Origin of the sequence: Candidatus Palauibacter irciniicola (assembly GCF_965208695.1) — a bacterium.
Lineage (GTDB): Bacteria > Gemmatimonadota > Gemmatimonadetes > Palauibacterales > Palauibacteraceae > Palauibacter > Palauibacter irciniicola.
This window is the reverse complement of the sequence record NZ_OZ242352.1, coordinates 2,232,392-2,255,684: the sequence shown is the minus strand read 5'-3', so window position 1 is coordinate 2,255,684 and position 23,293 is coordinate 2,232,392. Positions and strand designations below refer to the sequence as shown.

Annotated in this window: 18 protein-coding genes; 8 read left to right on the top strand and 10 right to left on the bottom strand. The window is 70.6% G+C overall.

Features of this window, described 5'->3' with window-relative positions:
• Window positions 1–13: 13 nt before the first annotated feature.
• The gene (locus ACOGI9_RS09805) at window positions 14–736 is read right to left on the bottom strand and encodes a hypothetical protein (protein ID WP_419856950.1); all 723 of its coding nucleotides are present in this window, start codon (window positions 734–736) and stop codon (window positions 14–16) included.
• Window positions 737–881: 145 nt separating this feature from the next.
• Between ACOGI9_RS09805 and ACOGI9_RS09800 the strand changes: the two genes are divergently transcribed.
• Window positions 882–1,316, top strand: coding sequence for a hypothetical protein (locus ACOGI9_RS09800; protein WP_419856949.1), 435 nt, complete (start codon window positions 882–884; stop codon window positions 1,314–1,316).
• Window positions 1,317–1,371: 55 nt separating this feature from the next.
• Here the strand turns inward: ACOGI9_RS09800 and ACOGI9_RS09795 are convergent, their stop codons facing one another.
• From ACOGI9_RS09795 to ACOGI9_RS09775, 5 genes are all read right to left on the bottom strand, one after another.
• The gene (locus ACOGI9_RS09795; RefSeq protein WP_419856948.1) at window positions 1,372–2,979 is read right to left on the bottom strand and encodes a tetratricopeptide repeat protein; all 1,608 of its coding nucleotides are present in this window, start codon (window positions 2,977–2,979) and stop codon (window positions 1,372–1,374) included.
• A 122-nt stretch (window positions 2,980–3,101) separates the two neighbouring features.
• On the bottom strand, window positions 3,102–3,515 hold the full coding sequence (locus ACOGI9_RS09790) for a DUF3224 domain-containing protein (RefSeq protein ID WP_419856947.1): 414 nt from the start codon (window positions 3,513–3,515) through the stop codon (window positions 3,102–3,104).
• A 31-nt stretch (window positions 3,516–3,546) separates the two neighbouring features.
• Window positions 3,547–4,911 (bottom strand): aminotransferase class I/II-fold pyridoxal phosphate-dependent enzyme, encoded by a 1,365-nt coding sequence (locus ACOGI9_RS09785; RefSeq protein ID WP_419856946.1) that lies wholly within the window; start codon window positions 4,909–4,911, stop codon window positions 3,547–3,549.
• 122 nt (window positions 4,912–5,033) lie between these two features.
• On the bottom strand, window positions 5,034–5,603 hold the full coding sequence (locus ACOGI9_RS09780; RefSeq protein WP_419856945.1) for a tetratricopeptide repeat protein: 570 nt from the start codon (window positions 5,601–5,603) through the stop codon (window positions 5,034–5,036).
• Between the two features lie 49 nt (window positions 5,604–5,652).
• Window positions 5,653–6,006: a hypothetical protein gene (locus tag ACOGI9_RS09775; protein WP_419856944.1), complete on the bottom strand. Its 354-nt coding sequence runs from the start codon at window positions 6,004–6,006 to the stop codon at window positions 5,653–5,655.
• A 289-nt stretch (window positions 6,007–6,295) separates the two neighbouring features.
• Here ACOGI9_RS09775 and ACOGI9_RS09770 point away from each other — a divergent pair, with 289 nt between their 5' ends.
• The 3 genes from ACOGI9_RS09770 (at window position 6,296) to ACOGI9_RS09760 (ending at window position 13,268) form a co-directional block, all read left to right on the top strand.
• Window positions 6,296–8,842 carry an alpha/beta hydrolase family protein gene (locus ACOGI9_RS09770; protein ID WP_419856943.1) on the top strand — a complete coding sequence of 849 codons (2,547 nt, stop codon included), beginning with the start codon at window positions 6,296–6,298 and terminating at the stop codon, window positions 8,840–8,842.
• A complete protein-coding gene (locus ACOGI9_RS09765) occupies window positions 8,839–9,477 on the top strand; it encodes a hypothetical protein (RefSeq protein ID WP_419856942.1) in 639 nt (212 codons plus the stop codon). Before ACOGI9_RS09770 ends, ACOGI9_RS09765 begins: the two co-directional genes overlap by 4 nt.
• Before the next feature lie 230 nt (window positions 9,478–9,707).
• Window positions 9,708–13,268, top strand: a complete 3,561-nt coding sequence (locus ACOGI9_RS09760; RefSeq protein ID WP_419856941.1) for an FG-GAP-like repeat-containing protein — start codon at window positions 9,708–9,710, stop codon at window positions 13,266–13,268.
• A 46-nt stretch (window positions 13,269–13,314) separates the two neighbouring features.
• Here the strand turns inward: ACOGI9_RS09760 and ACOGI9_RS09755 are convergent, their stop codons facing one another.
• From ACOGI9_RS09755 to ACOGI9_RS09745, 3 genes are all read right to left on the bottom strand, one after another.
• Window positions 13,315–14,601, bottom strand: coding sequence for a hypothetical protein (locus ACOGI9_RS09755; protein ID WP_419856940.1), 1,287 nt, complete (start codon window positions 14,599–14,601; stop codon window positions 13,315–13,317).
• 77 nt (window positions 14,602–14,678) lie between these two features.
• Window positions 14,679–15,227, bottom strand: coding sequence for a helix-turn-helix transcriptional regulator (locus tag ACOGI9_RS09750; protein ID WP_419856939.1), 549 nt, complete (start codon window positions 15,225–15,227; stop codon window positions 14,679–14,681).
• 99 nt (window positions 15,228–15,326) lie between these two features.
• A complete protein-coding gene (locus ACOGI9_RS09745) occupies window positions 15,327–15,782 on the bottom strand; it encodes a DoxX family protein (RefSeq protein ID WP_419856938.1) in 456 nt (151 codons plus the stop codon).
• A 130-nt stretch (window positions 15,783–15,912) separates the two neighbouring features.
• On the opposite strand from ACOGI9_RS09745, the gene ACOGI9_RS09740 reads away from it, so the two are divergent.
• From ACOGI9_RS09740 to ACOGI9_RS09730, 3 genes are read left to right on the top strand one after another with little or no spacing between them, the layout of a single operon-like run.
• On the top strand, window positions 15,913–17,202 hold the full coding sequence (locus tag ACOGI9_RS09740; protein ID WP_419856937.1) for a DNA polymerase Y family protein: 1,290 nt from the start codon (window positions 15,913–15,915) through the stop codon (window positions 17,200–17,202).
• A gap of 1 nt (window position 17,203) precedes the next feature.
• Window positions 17,204–17,479: a hypothetical protein gene (locus ACOGI9_RS09735; protein ID WP_310756132.1), complete on the top strand. Its 276-nt coding sequence runs from the start codon at window positions 17,204–17,206 to the stop codon at window positions 17,477–17,479.
• Between the two features lie 5 nt (window positions 17,480–17,484).
• The gene (locus ACOGI9_RS09730) at window positions 17,485–20,880 is read left to right on the top strand and encodes a DNA polymerase III subunit alpha (protein ID WP_419856936.1); all 3,396 of its coding nucleotides are present in this window, start codon (window positions 17,485–17,487) and stop codon (window positions 20,878–20,880) included.
• Window positions 20,881–20,891: 11 nt separating this feature from the next.
• On the opposite strand, the gene ACOGI9_RS09725 is transcribed toward ACOGI9_RS09730, so the two are convergent.
• Entirely contained in the window at window positions 20,892–21,581 is a 690-nt protein-coding gene (locus ACOGI9_RS09725; RefSeq protein ID WP_419856935.1) for a DUF4377 domain-containing protein, read from the bottom strand.
• A gap of 235 nt (window positions 21,582–21,816) precedes the next feature.
• Here ACOGI9_RS09725 and ACOGI9_RS09720 point away from each other — a divergent pair, with 235 nt between their 5' ends.
• A complete protein-coding gene (locus tag ACOGI9_RS09720) occupies window positions 21,817–23,244 on the top strand; it encodes a formylglycine-generating enzyme family protein (protein WP_419856934.1) in 1,428 nt (475 codons plus the stop codon).
• The last annotated feature ends 49 nt before the right edge of the window (window positions 23,245–23,293 follow it).

Here is a 23,293-nt window from a genome sequence, read left to right as displayed (position 1 = left end):
CCGCAGCCGGCGGCTAGAAGTAGTACCAGATGGAGATGCTGAACTCCGGGTTGTGACCCCACACGGAACCCTGCGGCGCCGGCGCCCCGGAGGCCTCGAACAGATCCAGCGTGCTTCCGAAGAGGAACCCGTCCGGGGACGTCACGCGGACCAGGTAGTCGCGGGCCTCGAAGCCGATCCCGATCGTCTCCGACGGAAAGATCTCGAACCCCAGCCCCACGAAGATGTGCGGAGCCGTGGAGATGTCGTACCGGAAGGGTTCGAGCGCCTGGTCGGCGAGGAACTCGGAGGCGCCCTCGTCGACCCCGAACACGAAGCCGCCGCCGATGAGTCCGTAGGGGTGGATCCCGTTCCACGTCCGCGCCCCGGTGAGGCCGATCTGCGCCCCGAGATCGGCCCGCAGCCAGCCTGCGGCGACGGTGTCGACGACCATCGGTCCGGCCTCGTCGAGGACGTCCAGCGTCCATCGGTCCGCCGCCCCGTAGGTGGCTCCAAGCTCGAGAGAAAGGGGACTCGATGCCCGGACGCGCATCCTGGCGCCCGCCACGGGGGTGGGTCCCTGCGCGAACTCGAGCCGCCCCCGGTTCCCCGCGTGGTGGCCCCCGAAAAGGCCGACGCGGAAGCCCTTCTCGCGCCAGCGATAGGGTGAATCGATGCTTTCGGCCTGTGCCTCGAGCGTCGCCGGAACTGCGGCGAGCAGGGCGAGCCCGACGACGAAGATCAGTCTGTTTGACACTGGGTTGACGCGGATTCCATATCTTGGATGAGTCGGATCTCGAACGGAAACGGCCCCGTCTCACGAGTCTCACGACGGGGTCGCGGCGCGAGGAATGTAGGTGGAGGACCGGATCCTTACCAGAAAAACGTCTCGCCGCGGTCGCTTGCGACGCCGGCTTCTCCTGCCCGTCGTCCTGGCGTGCTGGTACGCGCCCCCTGCGGCCGCGCAGGTGCGCGAAGGCGGGGTCGACGGCGATACGGTCGGTGTCGACGGCGGCGTCCTGACCGGCGTCTCGGCCGCCGCCCTGCGCGCGAACCCGGATGAGTATGCCGGCGCGCGCCTCCGCTGGACGGTCCGGTTCCTGTCGCTGGAGCGGGCCGAACCGGAGCGGATCGACTTCTACGAGGGGGAACCCTTCCTGCTCGCGCGGGCGCCCGATCCCGGGGACGGCCTCGTCTATATCGCCGTCCCGCAGGAACTGCTGGCGGCGGCGGAAAAACTCCGGCCCCTCCAGACCCTCGACATGCTCGTGAGGGTCCGGACGGGCCGGTCGGCGCTACTGAGGGTCCCCATCCTGGATCTGCTCACGCTCTACTGAGCCGGATCCGGCCCCGGACCCCTTCGCGACGGGGCCCGGTGGATGGGGGAGGTCGCTACCGGTTCCCCGGGTTCCCCTCGCTCTCGGCCTCGTTCAGGAAGGCCTCGGCCTCCATGAGGCCGGCGTGCGCGAGACCGCTCCACAGATCGGCGACCTTCGCGTAGGCCTCCGCGGCGAGCACCACGTCGCCGTTGGCGGCGTGCGCCCGGGCCAGGCCGAGCAGCGAACGCGGCCGGTTCGGCATGCGGAGCAGGGACGTCTCGAACTTGTCGACCGCCTTCTCCGGCATGCCGAGCTCGAGCAGCATCTCGCCGTACAGTTCATGGACGGGCTTCACCGGACTCGCCGAGCCGCGCGGGGGCGCCATGCTCATGACCTCGGCCTCGGCCTCGTCCATGAGACCGATCGCCACGTCGGGGTGCCCCATCGCCGCGTGCCGCAGCGCTCCGACCTGCTTGTGCATGACGTGGGTGTAGCCGTCGCCGTCCGACAGCTCCTTCAGGGCGGCCTCCGCCTCGGTGACGATCGCCTGGTCGCCCATGCGGTGGGCGCTGAGTCCCGTGGCCAGCAGTTCGTGCGCCGGGGAGTCCTCCGTGATCGGCTGCGTCTCCCACTGCTCGGTCTCGACGATGTAGCGCGCCTTGAGGAGCGCGACGGCGCCCTGCGCCCGCGCGATGCCGGCCGCGCCGCGCGCCCCGCCGGTCGTCGCGAAGCCCTCGTTGTCGACCATGTCCGCGAGCCGGTCCATCCACAGCCGCGCCTTCTCGTAGTCGCCGCGCTGGAGGTCGCCGTACTGCCCCCAGTCGAGCGAGTGCACCGCGTCGCCCACCGCGTCGCCGGGCTGCCACAGCTCCTGCGCCACGTCGTAGGCCGACTGGTTGTTGCCGGACACGCGTTCCCACATCCCGTGCTGGATGAAGATGTGCGTCGGCATGTGCCGCGCGTGGGAAACCGCCGGCGCGATGTCCGCGAAGGCGTAGGCCGCGTCCAGCGCGAGCGGGGCCATGATCGGATTGTCGAAGGAATGGATCGTGTAGTGCGCCGCGCCCGGGTGCAGCGGATTGGCGTTGAACAGGCGCAGCGCGATCGTCCCCGCCATCACGTTCCAGCGGTTGCTCAGGTCGCGCGTCGCCGACGTCGCGCTGAGGAGGGACAGGGCGTAGAAGGCCGCGATCTCCGAGTCCTCCGGATAGGCCTCGTACAGGTCTCTCATCGCCTCCATGTATCCCACGCGCCGGTCGACGTGGTCCTGTTCGCTCCACAGGATCTCGACCGCCTTCAGGAAGCCCTTCTCCCGATCCGTCGGCGCCTTCGCGAGACGCTCGGCCGGTGTCGCGCCCAGCCTTTCCAGCGCCTTGCGCGGCTCGGTGGGGTCCATCTGGGACACGAGCGGGTGATTGTAGGCGAGCGACTCGCCCCAGTAGGCCATCGCGAAGTCGGGATCCAGTTCCTGTGCCGCGTGGAACTGCTCCCGCGCCTGCTTCCAGCCGAAGCTGTGCAGGATCGCCACGCCCCGGAGGAAGTGCTGTTGGGCCTCGCCCGTGGCGGAGGTCGGGAAGGTGATCGATCCGACCTCGTCGAACTGTGCCTCGACCTGCGCGGGAACCGTCGCCAGCACCGCGCCGAGGAGGAACGCCGGAAGCATCGGGAACCATCTTTTCATCGTACTATCCCTCTCAGGTAGAAACGCCGGTCTGCCTCGCCCGGCATTGCGCTGAAGTTACGGTGTCAAAACCGGAAGCGGGCGGCAAGTCGTCACGCCGGGTCGCGGCGCCTCCCGCCGCCTCACGCGTCCGGAAGTTCGTAGTCGATCGTCAGCGTGTGCGCTCCGTCGCCGTCGACGGCGATCTCGACCGAGCCCGTCAGTCCCTTCAGATCGCCGGTCGCCGACCCCGGCACGATCTGTCCACCCGTCCGTTCGCGGCCCTCCGCGCTCAGCCCCCAGTGCTGCATGACGAACGTCCCTTCCCGTCCGTCGAGCGCTCCCCGCACGACTTCGCGGGCGATGTAGCCCGCTCCCGCGGTGATATCCGCCACATCCGCCTGGCACATCAGGAGCCGGGCCTCGCTTTCGGCGACGAGGTCCCCGCCGAACCGCTTCAGCACCGTGGCGTGCGACAGGGTCGGTCCCCCGGTGTCGGATTCGGGTTCCCCCTGGTCCCATCCGGTGACCTCGAAGGAGGCGACCGCGCGCGTCACGCCGGGCTTCTCCGTTACGGCCGCGTTCCCGCTAGAGCTCCGCGACGGCGTTGGACAGGTTGTCGAGGGCGCGCTTCACGAGCGTGCGCGAGGTCGCGATGTTCATCCGCATGTGCCTCTCGCCACCGGTCCCGTAGCTGGGCCCGTTGTTGAGATAGATGCGCGCGTTCTCGGCCAGCCAGCGCTGCAGGACGGTCTCCGGCGACACCGGCTGCGCCGCGGTCCGGTTCTCGTAGTCCGCCTTCCCCTGCGCGTCGATCCGGTCCATCAGGTCGCCCATGTCGAGCCAGGCGAGGAAGGTGCCCTGCGCCTTCGTGTACTTCACGCCCGGCACGTTCTCCCGAATGTAGGACTCGGTGAGGTCGTGGTTGCCGTCGAGGTAGACGAGCAGCTGGTCGAGCCATTCGTCCCCTTCGTTGTTGGCGGCGCGGGCCGCGACCATGCCGATCGTGCTCAGGTCGGCCCGCGTGTACTGGCGCAGGCGTGTCATGAAGGCGGGGTTGGTCGAGAAGTACCAGGCGACCTTGTTGGCGGCGAGGCTGAACGTCTTGCTGTTGGATTTGAAGGTGACGCTGTTGTCGACGATCTTCGGGTCGAGGCTGGCGAACGGCGTGTACTTCTGACCCTTCGTCACGAAATCGCAGTGGATTTCGTCGGAGAGCACGGGCACGCCGTGCTCGAGACAGATCTCGCCCATTCGGGTCATGTCTTCCGCCGACCAGCAGTTTCCGGTCGGGTTCTGCGGGTTGCAGAGGACGAAGGCGTGGACCCGCTGCACGCGGCGCTCGAAGTCGTCCCAGTCGATCTCGTAGACGCCGTCGACCACCTTCATCTCGCTGTCCTCGGCGACGTTCCGCGCGAAGCGAAGGTCCGAGTAGAAGCCGTTGTAGGTCGGCGTCGTCATGAGGACCCGGCTGCCGGGAGGGGCGAAGGTGTGCAGTCCCGCGATGATTCCGGGGTGGACGCCGCTGGTCCAGACGATCGTCGATGGGTCGATGTCGAGGTCGTAGCGGCGCTGGTTCCAGGCCACGACCGCGTCGGTGAAGGAACTGTCGCGGTGCTGGTAGCCCCAGTTCTCATGCGCGGCGCGCTCGGCGATCGCCTTGGTGATGCACGGTGCGGCGCGGAAGTCCATGTCGGCGATCCCCATGCCGACCTCGAGCTCCGGGCCGAACTGCTCGATCGCGCGATCCCACTTGACGCAGTCGCTCCCGCGCCGGTCGTAGATCTCGTCGAAGTCGAACTCCTCGGGGGTAGCCCCGATCCCGACCGGGGCGACCTCGCTCGCGGCGACCTCGCTCGCGAGCGCCGAACGCGCGCCGACGGCGCCCAGAACGGCGGTGGCTCCGGTGCTCTTGAGAAACGCCCGACGGTTCAGACCATGATTCCGCAGCATTTGCGCGCCCTCCTCGGAACTTTCCCTCGCGGCGGATCGACACCGCCAAACCGATTCAGGGTGGTCGAAACGTCCGGCTCTGGCAAGACGGAGGGGCGTCGGGCGTCGCCCCCGGCGGGATGTCAGCCGAGCCGCTCGAGACGGGCCGCGCTCTCGGACACGCCGGCCTCGACGCCGGCCCGGCCGTACAGGTCGCCGGCCTCGCGCCACAGCGCCCGGGCCTCACCGGCCTCGCCCAGCGCCTCGCACAGGATGGCCGCGGGCCGCACGGCATTGGCCACATCGAGCGGCGGGGCGTCCGGATCCGCCCGGTACAGCGCCAGCGTCTCGGCGTAGCACCGCCGCGCCGCGTTGAGATCGCCCATTTCCCGGAGGACATCCCCCAGGTGGCGCACGGTGTGGGCGAGGACGAGCGGGTCGTTCCCCCGCCGGCAGAGCGGGACGGCTTCGAGGTACAGCTGGAGGGCGGCATCGAGCCGTCCCAGGTCGCGTTCGACGTTCGCCTGTCCGTGAAGGGCACGGGCGAGCGCGAGCGGGTCCTCGCCGAAGCGGGCGAGCGCCACGGCCGCCTTCATATGCCGCATCGCCTCGTCCGGCCGGTCCTCCCGCCGCGCGGCCATCCCCCGCCGGATGAGCGACTCGACGGCGTCCCGGGAGGCGGCGCCGCTTGCCGGGGGAGTATTGTCCGGCATGGCTAGGGCTGCGGCCCTCCGCGCGGGACCGGAGCCGAGGAGTGGCCGCTCAGGATCCGCCAGCCTCCCCGCTCGTGGCCCACAGCATCGTCACCGCGCCCCCGTAGCTGATTTCGGATCCGTCCTCCCCGCGAAGCGTGCTTTCGAACCGGGACCGGACCTGGGCGAGGCCGGGCGCCAACGGCTCGATGTCCGTATCCGAGTACTCCGTCGTGAGCTGCGCCCCCGAACCGAGGTCCGCGAGGGCGGCGCGCACGTCGTCGGCCGACTCGTAACGCAGTTCCCCGTTCTCGTAGAAGCGGAACGCGGGCGAGTCCGAGTAGAAGTCGCCGGCGGCCTCCCATGCCCCGGCGACTCCCATGGCCCGGAACTCCTCGAGCGTCGCCGATACGCTGTCGCGCATCGCCGCGGCATATTCCTCCGTCAGCGGCGCAGGAGCCGATTGGCATCCGAAACCGAGCCAGATGGCGAGACCGGCCAGGCACGCGCCTGGGGGCCGGCGGGGGTGATGCGAGCGCGGCTGAAGCCTCACTTGTCCTCCCGTGTCGGGGTGGTTCGATGGTACGGCCGGGGTTGCGGGCCGCCGCAACGTAAATGCGGCTGGCGCGCCGCGCATGCCCGCTTGCGAAGGGTCGTCGGGGGGGTCCAGCTTGAACCTTCGCCCATCCCCACCTCGTCCCGGGAGTTCGATGATGAGGATCTTCCGCAGCTTTCCCGTCCTCTTCGCTCTGGCTCTGGCGTCGGCAGGCGCCGCGCCTCCGTCGCTGTCCGCGCAGGATGGGGAGGAGAAGGCCGGACTCGACATCTCGCAGGGGTACATCCTGCCCGATGCGACGGTGCAGGATCTCTTCGCGACCGACCCCAACTACGCGACGTTGGACCACATCAGTCCGGACGGCGATCACTTCGTCGTGCCGCTCTCCACGGAGCTTTCGACGCTGGCCGAGGTCGGGGAAGAGACGCTGCGGCTCGGGATGCTCGAGATCCGGGCGCGCACGGACCGCCCCTGGCACCTCGACATCTACGGCCTGTACGGCTTTCGATTCTACTCGCTGAGCGAGCGCGCCTTCGTCGACGTGGACCTTCCCGAGGGGATCTACGTGAGCGACCTCATGTGGTCGCCCGACGGCTCGCGGCTCGCCTTCCTCGCCCACCTGGAGGAGCGCACGGAAGTCTGGATCGCCGAGACAAGCGACGGCAGCGTGACGCCGGCCGGCGACAGCCACGTGATCACCTCCATCGGAACCTCGTCGCGCGGCCAGGGATCGGCGCCTTCGCGCATGCTGCAGTGGACGCCCGCGGGCTCGATCCTCACCCTCGCGGCCCCGGCGGACCGCGGATCCCCGCCGTCGTCTCCGGCGCTGCCCTCGGGCCCCACGATCCGTCACACGCGGGCGGAGGCCACGCCGACGCGCACGATGCCCTTCCTGCTCGAGGACGAGCACGGCGCGGACATGTTCGAGTACTACACGCGCAGCCAGATCGTGGAGTTGGCGCCCGGCCGGTCCCCGCGGGCCGTCGGCGAGCCGGGCATGTACGAGTCGCTGTCGTCGAGTCCCGACGGGCGGCACGTGATCGCTACCCGCCTCGCGCGTCCCTTCTCCTATATCGCGAGCTACACCAGCTTCCCGCGGGTCACCGAGGTCATCGAGGTGGAGAGCGGCGACGTGCTCGCCACGCTGGAGGAACGCGAACTGCGGGAAAGCGCGCGCGGCGGCGGGCCGGGCGGCGGCGGATCGGGCGGGGACCCGCGCGACTGGACGTGGCGTCCGGACGGCAGCGGGATCTCCTACCTGCAGCGCGCGGAAGCGGAAGACGGGGGCGACGGGGACGACGACCGCCCCGACCGCATCATGCTGCGGCGCGCCCCGTTCGGCGACGGCGATGCGGAGGTCGTGGCGACGAGCGATGACCGGATCTCGGGCGTCACCTACTCCGCGGACGGGCGCCACGCCTTCGCCGACGTGCGGCGGGATGGCGATGCCGGGCTCGTGCACTACGCGCTGGGGGGCGCCGACCCGGAGGGACACACCCTCGTCCCGTTCCACGACCCGGCCGATGCCGTCGAGTTGCCGGGCGACCTTCTCACGGCCCGCACCGGGAACGGGCTCGAGTACGCGTGGGTGTCGGCGGACGGGGCGAGCGCCTACCTGCGCGGCGACGGGTTGAAGGAGGACTTCCGGCCGCAGCCCTTCGTCGACCGGCTCTCGATCCCCGACGGGGCCACCGAGCGCCTGTTCGAGGGGTCGCGGGACAGCTTCGACCGGCCGCTCGTGCCGCTCGACGCCGATCTCGAGCGCATGGTCGTGAGCCGGGAAGGGAAGAACACGTTCCCGGACAGCCATCTGTGGACCCGTGACGGCGGGATGGAGAACCTGACGCGGAACGTGGATCCGTTCCCGCAACTCACCGCCGCGCGGCGCATCGACTTCGAGTTCACGCGCCGGGATGGGCTGGAGATCCAGGGGCGGGTGTCGCTCCCGGTCGATTACGTCGATGGCACGCGGGTGCCCGCCGTCTTCTGGACCTATCCCCGCGAGTACCGGAGCGAGGACGACTTCGACAACGCGACGATCCGCGCGCGCAACCACAACGCGTACACGAACCTGACCTGGCTGCGCTGGTCCGACATCTGGCTCACCCAGGGGTACGCGATCGTCTATCCCGACATCCCGATCGTGGGCGAGAACTACAACGACTACTACATCTCGAACATGGTCGACGGGATGTACGCGGCGATCCGGGCGGTGGACGCGCTCGGCGTCGTCGACATGGACCGGATCGGGCACGGCGGCCACAGCTACGGCGCCTTCGCGACCGCGAACTTCCTCGCGCACACGCCCTTCTTCAAGGCGGGGATCGCGGGGGACGGCGCCTACAACCGCTCGCTCACGCCGATGGGCTTCCAGGCCGAGCCGCGGGACATCTGGGAGGCGCCCCACGTGTACATGGAGATGTCCCCGTTCTTCAAGGCGGACCAGATCAACACGCCGCTCCTCCTCTACCACGGGGCGGACGACAACAACTCGGGCACCTATCCCATCCAGTCGAGGCGCATGATCCAGGCGCTCACCGGGCTCGGGAAGACGGCGGCGCTGTTCGAGTACCCGTTCGAGTCGCACACGCCGCGCGCGATCGAGAACAACCTCGACATGTGGGCGCGCTGGATCGACTGGTTCGACCGCTACGTGAAGGGCGCCGGGAAGGATGACGCGCGCACGACGACCGATTCGCCGTGAAGCCGGCGCGCGCCGCGGCGCTGGGTCTCGGGCTGGGCCTCGTCGTGGGGGGCGGCGCCGGGATTGCACTCGGTGGAGGGCGGGGTGCGGCTTCAGGAGATGATGGCGAGACCGCGGACCTGCTGGCGAGCATGGTGGAGCGGCAGGACGAGCGGCTCGGGCGGCTCACGCAGGAGGCGGACGAATCGGCCCAACTGCAGCGCGAACTTGCCCTCGCCCTTTTCTACCGCCTGCAGGAGTTCCGGCGCTTCGGACTCGAGGGGCAGATCGTGACCTGGATCGTGCCGGGCGCGTCGGCGGGCGCCGCCGACCCGCTGGGCGGCTCGCTGGCCGGTGCCGTGCGCCTGCCCCAGTTGGCTGCGGACGCGGCGACGCGGGCGGAGTGGAGAGCCGTCTCCGGGCGTCTCGCCTCGATCGGGGCCGAGGTGGACCCCACCGTGTTCTCCGCCTTCGAGGACGTGCTCGAGTTCGTCGATGCGTCGTCCCTGGCCGGAGGGTTCGGGGCTGGCGGCGGCGGCCGCGTCGGGCTGGGCGGATCCCGCGACGGTGGAGGCGTGGCTGTCCCTGAACCGGGCCCTCGTCGGCCGCGCGGATGCCATCCTCTCCGGATTCTGAGCGTCTCTCCCGCTGCATGAGCCGTGCCGCCGGCCGCCGGGCACGCGGGCGGCTCCGTGCCACCTGGCGCGGGCGCCCCGGAGGCTCCGCGCCCGCGCCCGTCGGGTCGCCTGCGCTCTGCCGGCCGTCGTCGCCGCCTGCGGCCCGGCCGATTTCACCGCTCCCGCGCAGCCGGTGGAGTGGACCGAGGTGCCCGGCGCCCGCTGGCGGCCGCTCGCGGTGGAGGGCGGCGACGCCGGGTTCACTCGCGGTGCCGCCGACCTGGTCCGGGGTCGACTTCGGCAACGCACTCTCGGACGCGAGCTTCATCGAGAACCAGATGCGGGGCAACGGCTCGGGGGTTGCGGCGGGCGACGTGAACGGGGACGGCCGGCCCGACATCTACCTCGCCCGACTCGAGGGCCCGAACGCCCTCTACATCAACCTCGGGGACTGGCGGTTCCGGGAAGCGGCGGATGAGAGCGGCGTCGCCGCGGGGGACCGGTTCTCGACCGGCGCCACCTTCGCCGACGTGGACGGAGACGGCGACCTCGACCTCCTGCTCACCTCCATCGAGGGTCCGACGTCCCTCTTCCTTAACGACGGGTCGGGGCGGTTCACGGAGGCGGCGGAGGCCGGACTGCTGGACTCGCGCGGGGGGATGTCGAGCGCGCTGGCCGACATCGACGGAGACGGGGATCTGGACCTCTATCTCACGCGCTACAAGAGCCGCTCCGTCCTCGATCTCTTTCCCGGGGACGAGGTCGCCTTCCCGAATACCGTGCGACGGACGGGGCGGGAGTTCGAGGTCGTGGAGCGGTTCGCCGACCACTACGAACTGGCGTGGCGGGCGGACGGCGTGGTGCGGCTCGAGAGGGGGGAGGCCGACGAACTCTACCTGAACGAGTTCAACGAAGGCGGCGGAGACGGCGGCGGCTTTCGGCACGTGCCGTTCTCCTCCGGCGCCTTCCTCGACGCCGCCGGCGCGCCGGTGGAGGCCGCCCCTGCCGAATGGGGGCTGGCGGCCCGCTTCGGGGATCTGGACGCCGACGGGGACCCGGACCTCTACGTCGCGAACGACCTGCACAGCCCCGACCGGCTGTGGATCAACCGGGGGGACGGGACCTTCCGCCCGCCGCCGCCCCACGCGCTGCCCACGACGAGCGCCTCCTCCATGGCGGTGGACTTCTCGGACGTCGACCGGGACGGCGACGCGGACGTCTTCGTGCTCGACATGCTGGCCCGCGACTCGCGGTCGAGGAAGACGCAGGACCCGGTGTCGCGCGTGGAGCACACGCCGCCGGGCGAGGCCGCCGGGGCGCAGCAGGTGAACCGCAACACGCTGCTCGCCAGCCGCGGGGACGGCACGTGGGCGGAGATCGGGCGCCAGGCGGGGGTCGAGGCGTCCGGGTGGTCGTGGTCGGCGCTCTTCCTCGACGTGGACCTGGATGGGTTCGAGGACCTCCTCATCCCGAACGGCCACATCCGGGACCTCATGGACGCGGACACGCAGATCGCCATTCGGGAGGCCGGCCTCTCCGGCGAGCGCGCGTCCACCCTCCTGTACCGTCCGCTGCCGCTGCACAACGTGGCGTTCCGGAACCTGGGCGGGGCCGGGTTCGAGGAGGTGGGGCGCGCGTGGGGCGTGGCGCCGGAGCCGGACGTGTCGCACGGGGCGGCGCTGGCGGATTTCGACGGGGACGGGGACCTGGACGCGGTCGTGAACCGGCTCGACCGCCCGGCCCTGCTGCTGCGCAACGACGCGGCGGCGCCCCGGTTGGCCGTCCGCCTGCGGGGAGAGGCGCCCAACACGGCCGGGGTCGGCGCCACGGTGTGGCTGGAAGTCGAGGGTCTGCCGCGCCAGACGAAGGAGGTCGCGGCGGGCGGCGGCTATCTCTCGGGTTCGGAGGCGCTCGTCTCGTTCGCGATGGGAGACGCCGCCGAGGGCACGCTGGGCGTGGAGTGGCGCGGCGGGGGGCGGTCGGTCGTACGCGTCGATGGCCCGAACCGGCTGTACGAGGTGTTCGAAACGGGGGCGTCGGAGGGCGCCGGGACGGCGACGCCTGCGCCGGCCCCTGCGCCGGCGCCGTGGTTCGAACTGGACGAGCGCTTCGGGCCGATCCACGACGAGCCGCCGTTCGCCGAGGCGGCGCGGCAGCCGCTGCTCCCGCTGCGGCTGTCCCGGATGGGGCCGAGCGTGGCGTGGCACGATCTCGACGGCGACGGGGACCCCGACCTGCTGCTGGGCTCGGGCGCCGGCGCGGCGCCGGTGCTGTTCCGGAACGACGGCGGGACGCTGGTCCGCGTGACGCTGGCCGGCCCGCGGGCGCCCGTCGACCAGACCGCGGTGATCCCGCTCCCGGCGGCGGACACGGCCCGGGTGCTGCTCGGGCTGTCCAGCTACGAGGCGCCGCCGGCCGAGGCGACGCAGGTGCCGGCCGTGGTGTCCGCCGCATGGCCCGCGGGCGCCATGGCCGGCGTGGCGGTGACGCCGGTCAACCGCGGCGTCGCGCCGGGGTCATCGGGGTCCGTGGGCCCGCTGGCCGTCGCCGACTACGACCTCGACGGACGGCTCGATCTCTTCGCGGGCGCGCGGGTCATGCCGGGCGGCTACCCGCTTTCCGGCCCCTCCCGGGTCTTCCGGGGCCGTCCGGGGGGTGGCTTCGAGGAAGACCGTCGGGATGCGGCCGTATTCGAACGTCTGGGCATGGTGACCGGCGCCGTGTTCACGGACTACGACGCGGACGGCGACCCGGACCTCGCCGTCTCCATCGAGTGGGGTCCCGTGCGGCTGCTCAGGAACGACCGGGGGCGGTTCACCGACGTCACGGAAGACGTGGGGCTCGGCGAGCACCCCGGGCGCTGGAACGGCGTGTCCGCGGGCGACTTCGACGGCGATGGGCGTCCGGACTTGGTGGCGGTCTCCTGGGGGGACAACACCGAGTACCGCCCGACCGCCGGGGCCCCGCTCGAACTCCATTTCGGCGACGTGGACCGCAACGGCACCCTCGACCTCGTGGAGGCGCAGCGGGACGAACGGCTCGGCGCGTCCGCGCCTCTGGGTGCGCTGGGCCGGCTCGCCGAACACATCCCGCCGGTGGCCGGGCGCATGCCGACGCGCGCGGCCTACGCCGAGGCGGACGTGAGCGAGGTGCTCGGCGCGTGGCCGGAGGGTCGGATGGAGGCGGCGGAACTGCGGCACATGGTGTTCCTGAACCGGGGCGACCGCTTCGAGGCGGCGCCGCTGCCGCGCGAGGCGCAGCAGGCTCCGTCGTTGAGCGTCCTGGTGGCGGACGCCAACGGAGACGGCCGCGAGGACCTGTTCCTGTCCCAGAACTTCTTCGCCACGGACGAGGACACACCGCGCTACGATGCGGGGCGGGGGCTGTGGCTCGAGGGCGATGGGCGCGGCGGGTTCCGCCCGATCCCGGGACAGGAGTCGGGGGTCGCCGCCTACGGAGACCAGCGCGGCGCCGCGGCCGCGGACATCGACGGCGACGGCCGTCTCGATTTCGTGCTGGGGATCAACGGCGGCGCGGCGCGACTGTTCCGCGGCGCCGGAACCTCGCCCGGCCTGCGCGTCCGCGTCGCCGGGACGGCGGAGAACCGCCATGGAATCGGGGCCGCCCTGCGCGTGGTGTACGCCGACGGGACCAGGGGACCCGCCCGCGAGGTGAGGGCCGGATCCGGCACCGGCTCCCACGACGATCCACTGCAGATTCTCGGCCTCTCGGGCGACCCCCTGGCGATCGAAGTCCGCTGGCCCGGAGGCACCGTCGAGCGCATCGATGTCCCCCCGGGCACCCGCGAGGTCACCATCGGTCCACCCTGACGCGGTAATCCACGGACGTACGACTCCCGAAAACCGCCCCACCTCCTCAGCCGGTGGGTGTGATCCTCGCGCGCACCACGTGCTGGACATCGAAGGCGTCGGTGACGACGGCCCAGAACTCGTCGCCACGCACGATGGGTGGCAGGAAGGGAAGGGCATTGAGCTCCGTGGAGGTCACCGTCCCGACGTAGGTCCCATCCGCCGCGAAAACGTCCCAGGCCGCCGGCCCGCGGGTTGACGGCGTGCGGACCCAGGTATTGCCTTCGGCGGACGTGAATAAATTGGCGATCGAGGGCTTGACGTCGGGGATCTTCGACCAGTCGCGGTCGGTGTCCGCACCCCGCTCCCGTAGTCGCTCCCGGATCCTCTCGATCGCGGCGTCGCGCTCCGCACGCGAGACAGGGATGTGAGGCTTCCGGGCCTCCACGATCAGCGTCGTGTCTCCGGCCAGGTGTTGCCGCCTCAAGCGATAGCCCGCCGGGTCCCCCTCGTGCGCCCCGATCCAGACGGTTCCCTCGCGGTCGTAGTACCGGACACTGCGCGGATAGTAGGGGACGCTCATGAAGCCGGAACCGCGCCCGTCACCGGACTGCCAGGCGAAGCCGGAAGGCCCGCCTCGGTCCCGTTGCTGTGCCGCCTCCCGGGCCAGAATCCGCCTGTTTCCATCGTCCGGCTCCGAGAACGACTCCACAAGCTCCATGTTCAGGTCGTAGACCTCGAAGCCTCGCCTGCTGCGGGTGGGGCGAATGATGCGACCATCCGCTGTCATCGCTCCCTGGAAGACGTAGCTGTAGTAGGAGAAGTGGTAGGGGAAGGAATCCAGGAACCCAGTGTCGGGGTCGAACACCGACATGCGGCTGTTGGACGGATCCGTGACCCAGAGGCGACCCTGCGGATCGAGCATGAGCCCGTGCGCGTCGCGGAACTCCCCGGGACCTTCTCCCTCACCCCCATAGGTGGCCCGGTGGGATCCGTCCGCCGCGAACACGCGGACTTCCTGCGCCTGCGAATCCAGAACCGCGAATCCGCCATCGGGCAGCACGACCAGCCCCCTGAGTTCGCCGAAGACGTCGGGGCCTTCTCCGTCCAGGGATCCGACACGCAGGTCCTCGATGAGCGTCCAGCTCGGCGCCGGATCGTCGGGAAGGACGTTCGTGATGTGCTCGATGCCCGAGGGCAGCGTCTCCCGGGTCGTGACCCCGCCGGCGCGCCCCGGCCGCTGCTGGGCGTCGACGGTCGCGACGAACGCCAGACCCGCGATCGCAACTGACGCGAGCGCGTTCAGGATTCTTCTCGTGCGGAGTCTCTTCGTACTTCGTGCGGTTCCGGTCATGACCGTTTCCCTCGGTGAAGGTCCCGGGGGATATGACCGGCGAGTGGGAGTTTGGTTCCCCGCGTGGCGAAGGTGAGTCAGCCGGCGAGGGCAGACCCGGTGAGCGCGCGCAGGTCGGGACGGTCCTGCGGATCGAGTTGGCGGAAGTGGTGGCGGAGTTCGAGCGCCGCGTTGATCGCCGCCCGCAGATGATCCTCGGCTGACCACGGTTCGCCTCCGAGGACCCCTCTCAGCCAGCCTTCCACGTCGGACCAGCGCCAGAACCGATACCGGTCGTGAGGGTTGTTGAGGGGTGCCGGGAATCCGCCCGGTCCGCGCTTTCCATTCACCCACAGCCGGACGCACTCGCGCGAGCGCCCGATACGTTCAGCGATCTCGGACATCGAAACGAGGTCTAGATCTGCGATCCGAACCACCCGGAGACCATCGACCGATTCGGCATCCGCGATCGCCGAGGAGATCGCCTCGCAAAGGCTCGCCGCCTCGCGGTCGAAGTCCATGACCGGAATCCCGTTTGTGATTCCTATGGTCGCGTCATCGCATCCGGCTTCGTAGAGGGCATCGAAGACCTGTGGGTCGTCGATGTCCACTCCCTCGACGATCAGCGTAAAGCTATGGGTGGCCATTCCTTACCTTTTCGATGTCCTTCTTCGGGTGTCTCTGGAGCCTGATCATGCCCCACGGTGTTGCGTCGTGTCAACACCGTATCAACGGGGCGGAGTCGGTCAGGATGAGGCGGTGCGGCGGGCGAGCCGGGTGTCGAGGCTCAGGCGGTCGTCCTCGAACAGGATGAGGACGATGACGAGCAGGAGCGTGCGCGGGATGACGTGCGCGCTGAAGACGTAGAGCGGTTCGGCGAGCAGGTGGCCGAAGGTGACGAGGATGAGGACCCCGCCCAGCCCCAGCGCGGCGATCCGGCGCCGCCAGCCCACCAGCATCAGCGCCCCGCAGACCAGTTCGATGAAGGGGATCGCGACCCCGGTGGCCCACAGCGACCAGGCGGGGAGGAAGGTGTCGGCGTAGGCCTCGACGAACAGGCCCCGCGCGTGCTGGACGGCCCCGAGTTCGAACACCTTCCAGAACCCGGCCATGAAGAAGATGAGGCCGAGAATCGTCCGGGCCACGAACGCGGCCCAGCTCTTCGGCGCGAGCGCCTCTCCCGTGTCAGGCTCCCGGTTCATGAGTCGAAAATAGCCGGCATTCGTTCGGCCGGCGACGCATCCCCGGGCTCTTGCATCCCGTTTCGAACCGCCTAGATTGGCCGGTCCGATTTTCGGGTTTTATTCGGTTTTTTGGATTGGAAAGAGCCGCATGGACGCAGGTCGCGGGAGCCGGATGGCGCTCTGCCTCTGGTGGCCGGGGTTCGAGCTGGAACTGGAGCGGGTCCGGACGCCATCGCTCGCGGACCGGCCGCTCGCGCTGCCGACACCGGGGGACCGCCGTCGCATCGAGATGGGGTGCGCGCTCGCGGCCTCCTTCGGCGTCGAGCCGGGGATGATCGTCTCGCAGGCGATCGCGCTCTGTCCCTCGCTCGTCCTCTGCGAGCCGGATCCGGATTTTCACGACGCGGCGCGCGACCGGGTGCTGGAAGTCCTCCGCCGGTGGAGTCCGGTCGTCGAGCGGTCGACCGAGCGGGGCCGGATGTTCGTGGGGGTCGACGGGCTCGAACGCCTGTACGGCCGACCGGAGCGGCAGATTGCAGGGCTCCGGGCGAGGCTCGAGGCGCTGTCGCCGTGGCTCGCGTCGCGCTCGCGGATCGGCTGCGCGCCGGGGAAGTTCGCGGCCTGGGTCGCGGCGCGGTCCGCGGAGCCCGCCCGGTCCGCGGAGCCTGCCCGGCCGGGCGCGGCCGTCTGCGTGACGCCGGCCGATCTCGCCGCGTTTCTGGCGCCGCAGCCGGTCGATGTGCTGCCGGTATCGCCGCGCATGGTCGAGCGGCTGAAGCGGCTCGGGGTCCGGCGGCTCGGACAGCTCGTGCGCATGCCCGAGCCGGCGCTCGTGTCGCAGTTCGGGGCCGATGGGCGCCGGGCGCTCGCCTGGGCGCGGGGGACGCGCATCGACCGTGTGCGGCCGGAGGCGCCGGCCCGGCCGATTCGCGTCGCGCTCGACTTCCCGAGCCCGATCGGACAGCTCGAACTGCTGCACGCCGCGCTCGACCGGCTCATCGGTCGCGCGCTCGATCATCCGCGGCGGCGAGGCAAGAGCGTCCGCGGCCTCAGGGTGTCGGCGAGCCTCGAGGACGGCGGCTCCTGGTCCATTCGCGCGGTTGCCCGGGAACCCACGAGCGAGCCCGAACGGCTCGGGGCGTTCCTCCGCTCGCGAATCGCGCTCGACCGGCCCCGGCGCGCGGTCGAGACGCTGCGGCTTGAATTCTTCCGCTTCGGCCCGGCGAGCGCGCAGACCGGGCTCTTCGATCCGAAGGAAGGCGCGGCCCGCGTCCTCGGTTCGCTGGAGACGAAGGATGGCGAACTCCTGCCCGCGTTCTGCCGCGCGGCGCGCCTGCTGCGGTTGCGGCTGGGAGGCGCCGCGCTGTTCCGGGTGCTCGAACTGGAGCCGAACTCCCGAATCCCCGAGCGCCGGCACGCGCTCATGGAAATCGCGTAGGGTGGCGAAGCGCCCGGCTGACGCGGGGAAGCTGCGCCCGCTCAACCGGCCGCGTCCGGTGCGGGTCCGGCTCGGCGGCGCCGGGGTGCCCGTGAGCCTCGAGATCCGGGGGCGCTGGCGGCGGATCGGCGACGTGCTCGACCAGTGGCGGATCGATGACGAGTGGTGGAGGGAACCGATCTCGCGCGCCTACTTCTCGATCGTGCTCGACAACGGCGCCCAACTCACCGCGTACCACGATCTGATGCTGGATCGCTGGTTCCTGCAGCCGGAATAGCCGCCGTGGACGACTACGTCGAACTGCACGCGCACTCGGCCTACTCCTTTCTCGATGGGGCGTCGCGGCCCGAGGAACTCGCGGCGCGCGCGCTCGAACTGGGCTATCCCGCGCTCGCGCTCACCGATCACGACGGGCTGTACGGCTCGATGGAGTTCGCGCGGTTCGCCCGCGCCCGCGGGTTGCAGCCGATCACCGGCGCGGAACTCACCCTCGCCGGCGACTGCCACGTCACGGTGCTGGCGGAGAACGCGACGGGGTACGCGAACCTGTGCCGGCTCATCACGCAGGCGCACATGGAGAGTCCGCGCGGGGCGCCCCGGCTCGACCTCGACGCGCTCCTCGAGCGGCCCGAGGGGCTCATCCTCCTCAGCGGGTGTCGCCGAAGCCCTCTCCTGGCGGCGCTCGAACGGGGGACGGACGAAGCCGAGCGGCTGGCCGGCCGCCTGCGCGACGCCCTCGGTCCCGGCAACCTCTTCGTCGAACTCCAGAACAACGCGGTCCACGGCGACCTCGCGCGCGGACGGGCGCTGGGCGCGCTGGCCGACCGGCTCCGCATCCCGGTCGTGGCCACGGGCAACGTCCACTACCACGTCGCCGACCGGCACCGTCTCCAGGATGTCCTCGTCGCGATCCGGAACCGGACGACGGTCGACGATTCGCACGAACTCCGCCGTCCCAACGCCTGCTTCCACCTCGCCTCGCCCCGCGAGATGGCGTGGCGCTTCGCGTCGCGGCCCGACGCGCTCCGCAACACGCGCGCGATCGCCGAGCGCTGCCGGGCGTTCGATCTGACGGCCGATCTCGGCTACAAATTCCCGGACTTCAGGGGAAGCGGCTCCGCCCCCGCGATTCGCGTGCTCCAGCAGGTCTGCCGCGGGGCGTTCGAGATCCGCTATCCCCCCGGCAGCAGGTACCGCCGCGAAGCCGAGGCGCGGCTCGCCACCGAACTCGCGCTCGTCGACCGGCACGACCTGGCCGGGTTCTTCCTCGTCTATCACGACATCCTCGAACTGGCCCGGGAGGTCGCGCACCGCGTGCGGGGCGACTCGATGCCGCGCCAACTGCTTCCGCCGGGGCGCGGACGCGGGTCCTCGGTCTCCTCCATCCTCTGTTACCTGATCGGACTCTCCCACGTCGACCCGGTGCGGACGAACCTCTTCCTCGGCCGGTTCCTGAACGACGCCATGGGAAGCGTCCCGGACATCGACATCGACTTTGCGCGCGATATTCGAGAGGAACTGATCCTCGCCGTCTACGAGCGCTACGGGTACGACCACGTCGGGCTCGTGTGCACCTTTCCCACCTACCGCACGCGCTCGATCGTGCGTGAACTGGGCAAGGCGCTCAGCCTGCCTGCCGGCGACGTGGAGAAGCTGGCCAAACTCGCCGAGCCGGGAGAGGACGGGTTCATGGCCGAACTCGAGCGCATCCCCGGCCTCGAAGCGCGCGCCAACTCGCGCATCTGGCGGGTCTTCGCCGAACTGGCGGAGGAGATCAAGGGACTCCCGCGGCACATCTCCCAGCACGTGGGCGGGATGATCATCTCGAGCCGGCCGCTGGTGGAGATCGTCCCGCTCGAACCCGCCGCGTGGGAAGGGCGCGTCCTCTGCCAGTGGGACAAGGACTCCTGCGACGACGCGCGCTTCATCAAGATCGACTTCCTCGCGCTCGGGATGCTGTCGCTCGTCGAGGAGGCGGTGGAGACGATTCATCTGCGCCATGGCGAGATCCCCGACCTCTCCCGCATCGACTATGAGGATGAGGAGATTTACGACCGCATCTGTTCGGGAGACACGGTGGGGCTGTTCCAGGTCGAGAGCCGCGCGCAGATCCAGATGCTGCGGCGGGTGCGGCCCCGGAACCTGGCGGACCTCGCGGTCCAGGTCGCGATCGTGCGGCCGGGCCCGATCGTCGGCGGGGCGGTCAACCCCTACGTCCGGCGGCGCGAGAAGCTGCGCAACGACCCGGACTATGTCGTCCCCTACGACCATCCCCTGCTCGAGGAGGCGCTCGGCGAGACCCTGGGCGTGATCATCTTCCAGGACCAGGTGCTGCAGGTGTGCAAGGCGCTCGCGGGCTTCAGCGACGGCCAGGCCGAGGGGCTGCGGCGCGCCATGAGCCGCAAGCGCTCGCGCGAGGCGCTGCTGGGGTACTGGACCGCGTTCCGCGACGGCGCGGCGGCGAAGGGGGTCGATGGCCGCACCGCGAAGAAAGTGTTCGAACAGGTGGTCGCGTTCTCGGAGTTCGGGTTCCCGAAGTCGCACGCGGTGGCGTTCGGGCTCCTCGCCTTCCAGTCCGCCTGGCTCCGCGACCGCTACCCGCCCGAGTACTACGTCGGGCTCTTCAACAACCAGCCGATGGGGTTCTACTCGCTCGACGCGATCGGCCGCGATGCGCGCCGGCACGGAGTCGGCGTCCGGCTCCCGGATCTGAACGTCAGCGGGGTCGCCTGCACCGCCGAGGGGGGCGATGTCCGCATCGGTCTCGGCATGGTCCGCGACTGGGGGGCGGAGGCGGCCGAACTCGTCGTAGCCGAGCGCGGGCGGGACGGGCCGTTCGCGTCGCTGCCCGACTTTCTGCGCCGCACCCCGGCCGCGCTCAAGCGGGCCGCGATCGAGAACCTGATCTGGGTCGGCGGGCTCGACTCGCTGGGGGTCGAACGCCGCGACCTGTTGTGGCAGACGGGCCTCTGGCTGGGCCCGGAGGCCGAAACGGAAGCGGAACGCCGCCGCCGCGAACTGGCGACGAGCGCCGCGGGACTGGGCGGAGACACGCCGCCCCCCGTGCGGAGCCGCCGAAGTGCCGACCGCTCGGACCAGGGACAGATCGAACTCGCGCTGGACGATCCCTACGCGGACTTCCGCTTCGCGGGCACGCACGACATGGAGAAGCTGATCGCGGAGTACCGCATCCTCTCCTTCGCCGCCTCGCAGCACCACCCGTTCGCGCTCGTGGGCGACCACCTCCCCGAGCGCACCGTCTCCTCGGCCCGCTTCCCGGATATCCCGGGGGGGAGCGAGGTGCGGGTGGCCGGGATCGTCGTGGCCCGCCAGCGCCCGCACACGGCCGGTGGCTACATCTTCATCCTCATGGAGGACGAATTCGGACCCGTCAACGCGATCGTGAGGCCCGAGGTGTACCGGGAATGCCGCGCCGCGATCCGCCTCGAACCCTTCCTCTACATCGACGGCACGCTCCAGAAGGACGGCGCGACGTACAACGTGCTCGCCGGGGGCGTGTACCCGCTGCGCCTGAGCGCCGAACTCCGCCCGGGCCGCGCGCCGGCCCCGGCCACGACCGATCGGCTCGCCGAGCCCGACCCGTTCGCGTACCTGGAGGCGCTCAGACGGGACCCGCCCCCCACCATGAGCTGGGGCCGCGGCGGCGGCTGCCGCTGACGAAGGGCCTGCTAGGTGTCCGGGGTGGCCTCGAGCGTTTCGAGCCAGCGATAGCCGTAGGCCGGCACATCGGGCGATCCGGCCATGCCATCGGGAAACATGTCGAACCTCTCGACGCGCAGGCGGTAGTCGACTTCGTGCCGGGGCTGGAAGCCCACGATCTCGCCGCGGTAGGGGGCGCCGTTCACGACCTTGCAGTACCCGGGATAACCATCGTCGCACTCGACCCGGTGGCGGTCGACGGCGATCTCCTCTTCCGTGCCCGCCGCCCGGGTTCTCGAGACGACTTCGCCCAGCACGTACCGGCCATCGGCGTACCTGTCGGCTTCGAGCACGTAGTGGTAGCCCGCCTCATACTCGAAGCTCGTGATGATGTCGTCGTACGGCGCGCCGTCCACCACCGGGCAGAAGTCGTCGCTCCGCGCGCATACGACCCGCGCCGGACCCACCGACAGGGTGGCCGGGGTGGATGGCGCCGGCGTCTTCGCCAGTTGCTCCAGCAGACGGTACGCATACCGGCCGGCATCCTGCGGCGGTTCGCTCCCGCCCCAGGGATCGTACTTGCCGATGCGAAGCCGGTAGTCGTAGCCGGCCTCGTATTCGAATCCCTCGATTCCGTCGTAGAACAACCCGCCGTTGACCACCATGCACGTCCGCACGCCCACGCCGTAGCACTTGGCCAGCGCCGGGCCGACGGTCACCTCCACGACTTCGAGGTATTCGGGCTCCCCCGGCCCCGCGGCATCGCCACAGCCGGCAACGACCAGGGCCGACAGGAAGAAGAAAGCGTATCTTCGTGTGCGAATTCGTGTGAGAATGGGAGCCCTCCTCGGCTGGCGGTTCGACTCCAGGGCATACCCCTCGGACGCCCACAGGTTCTCCGCCGGTGTATCATGCAGGGGAGGCCGAATACCGCTGGGTACAGGGAGGCACCGGATGAATGGGCCACGACGAACCCCCGTCGCCGTCGCGGCGGCGCACGCGGTCGCGGGCCTCACGCTGCTCTCGGGGAGCCTCCCCGCCGCCGCGCAGTCCGACGCCTCGCAGTCCGCCGCCTCGCCGTCCGCGCCGGGGGCGGTGGTGTGCGTGGGCAGCGAGCTGTCCACGCCGCGGACTCCGGATCCCGACCGCCGGTTCGGCTGGGAGGGCGTCACCGTGGTCTATCGGTCCGACGTGGCCCTGGCCTACCGGGTCGGCGTCCCGCTCGAGGACCGGCAGGGCGTGGAACGCGCGCTGCGCTCGGAGCTCGGCGACCACGCGGAAGCTTCGTGTGCCTGGTCGAACCGGGGGGACCGTCACGTCGCGATCATCGAGTACACGTCGTCGATCCGTCTCGCCCCGACGTCGGATCCGGATGGCTCGGCGTTCCGGCGTGTCGCCGTGGGGTTCGGGGCGAGCGCTGAGGCGGCCGAGACGAACGCGACGACCGGCAACGACCATTTCGCGAGGTATTACGACGGGGGCGGCTACGAAGTCATCGCCCGGGAAAGCTGGGGCGCCGCGGAAGACGGCGCCGCGGCCGGAACGGCGGACCGGCCCCCGGAAGAGAGGTTCGAGGTCTTCGAGACGTTCCGCGACTGCGCGTTCTGTCCGGAGATGGTCGTGGTGCCGCCGGGGACGTTCACGATGGGCTCCCCGGAGTCGGAGGAATTCCGGGCAGCCGTCGAGGGTCCGCGGCATTCGGTGACGATCGCGGCTCCGTTCGCGGTGGGCGTGTACGAGATCACGTTCGCGGAGTGGGACGCGTGCGTGCAGATGGGCGGTTGCCGCTACACGCCGGCCGACCGGCGCTGGGGTCGGGAACGTCGTCCGGTGCTGTACGTGAGTTGGGAGGATGCGCAGGCCTACGTGTCATGGCTCTCCGGCTTGACGGGACAGCGCTATCGGCTCCTGAGCGAGGCGGAGTGGGAATACGTGGCCCGGGCCGGAACGGTGACCGCCCGATACTGGGGGGAGGGCGTATCGGACCTGTGCCGCTACGCGAACGGAGCCGGGGGCGGGTCCAGAGCCCGGTCGTTCAGGGGTCTCCGGTTCAGCCGCGGGTACGGCATCGAGACCGAAGCACCGTGCAACGACGGGTACCGGGGGACGGCGCCGGTGGGGTCGTTCGCACCGAACGCCTTTGGGTTGTACGACGTGCTGGGGAACGTGTCGGAGTGGACGCAGGACTGCTGGAACGAGAGCCATCGGGGCGCCCCGGCCGATGGGAGCGCCCGGGAATCGGGAGACTGCGACCGTCGCGTCCTCCGCGGCGGTTCGTGGTTCATCGGCGCGTGGTTCCTCCGCTCCGCGAACCGGTCCAGGAACGTCCCCGACAGCCGCGACATGTACTACGGATTCCGCGTGGCCCGAACGCTCCCCTGAGGCTCTGCCGGACCGGCCCTCCCAGGGATTCGGCAGCCTCCGACCCGCT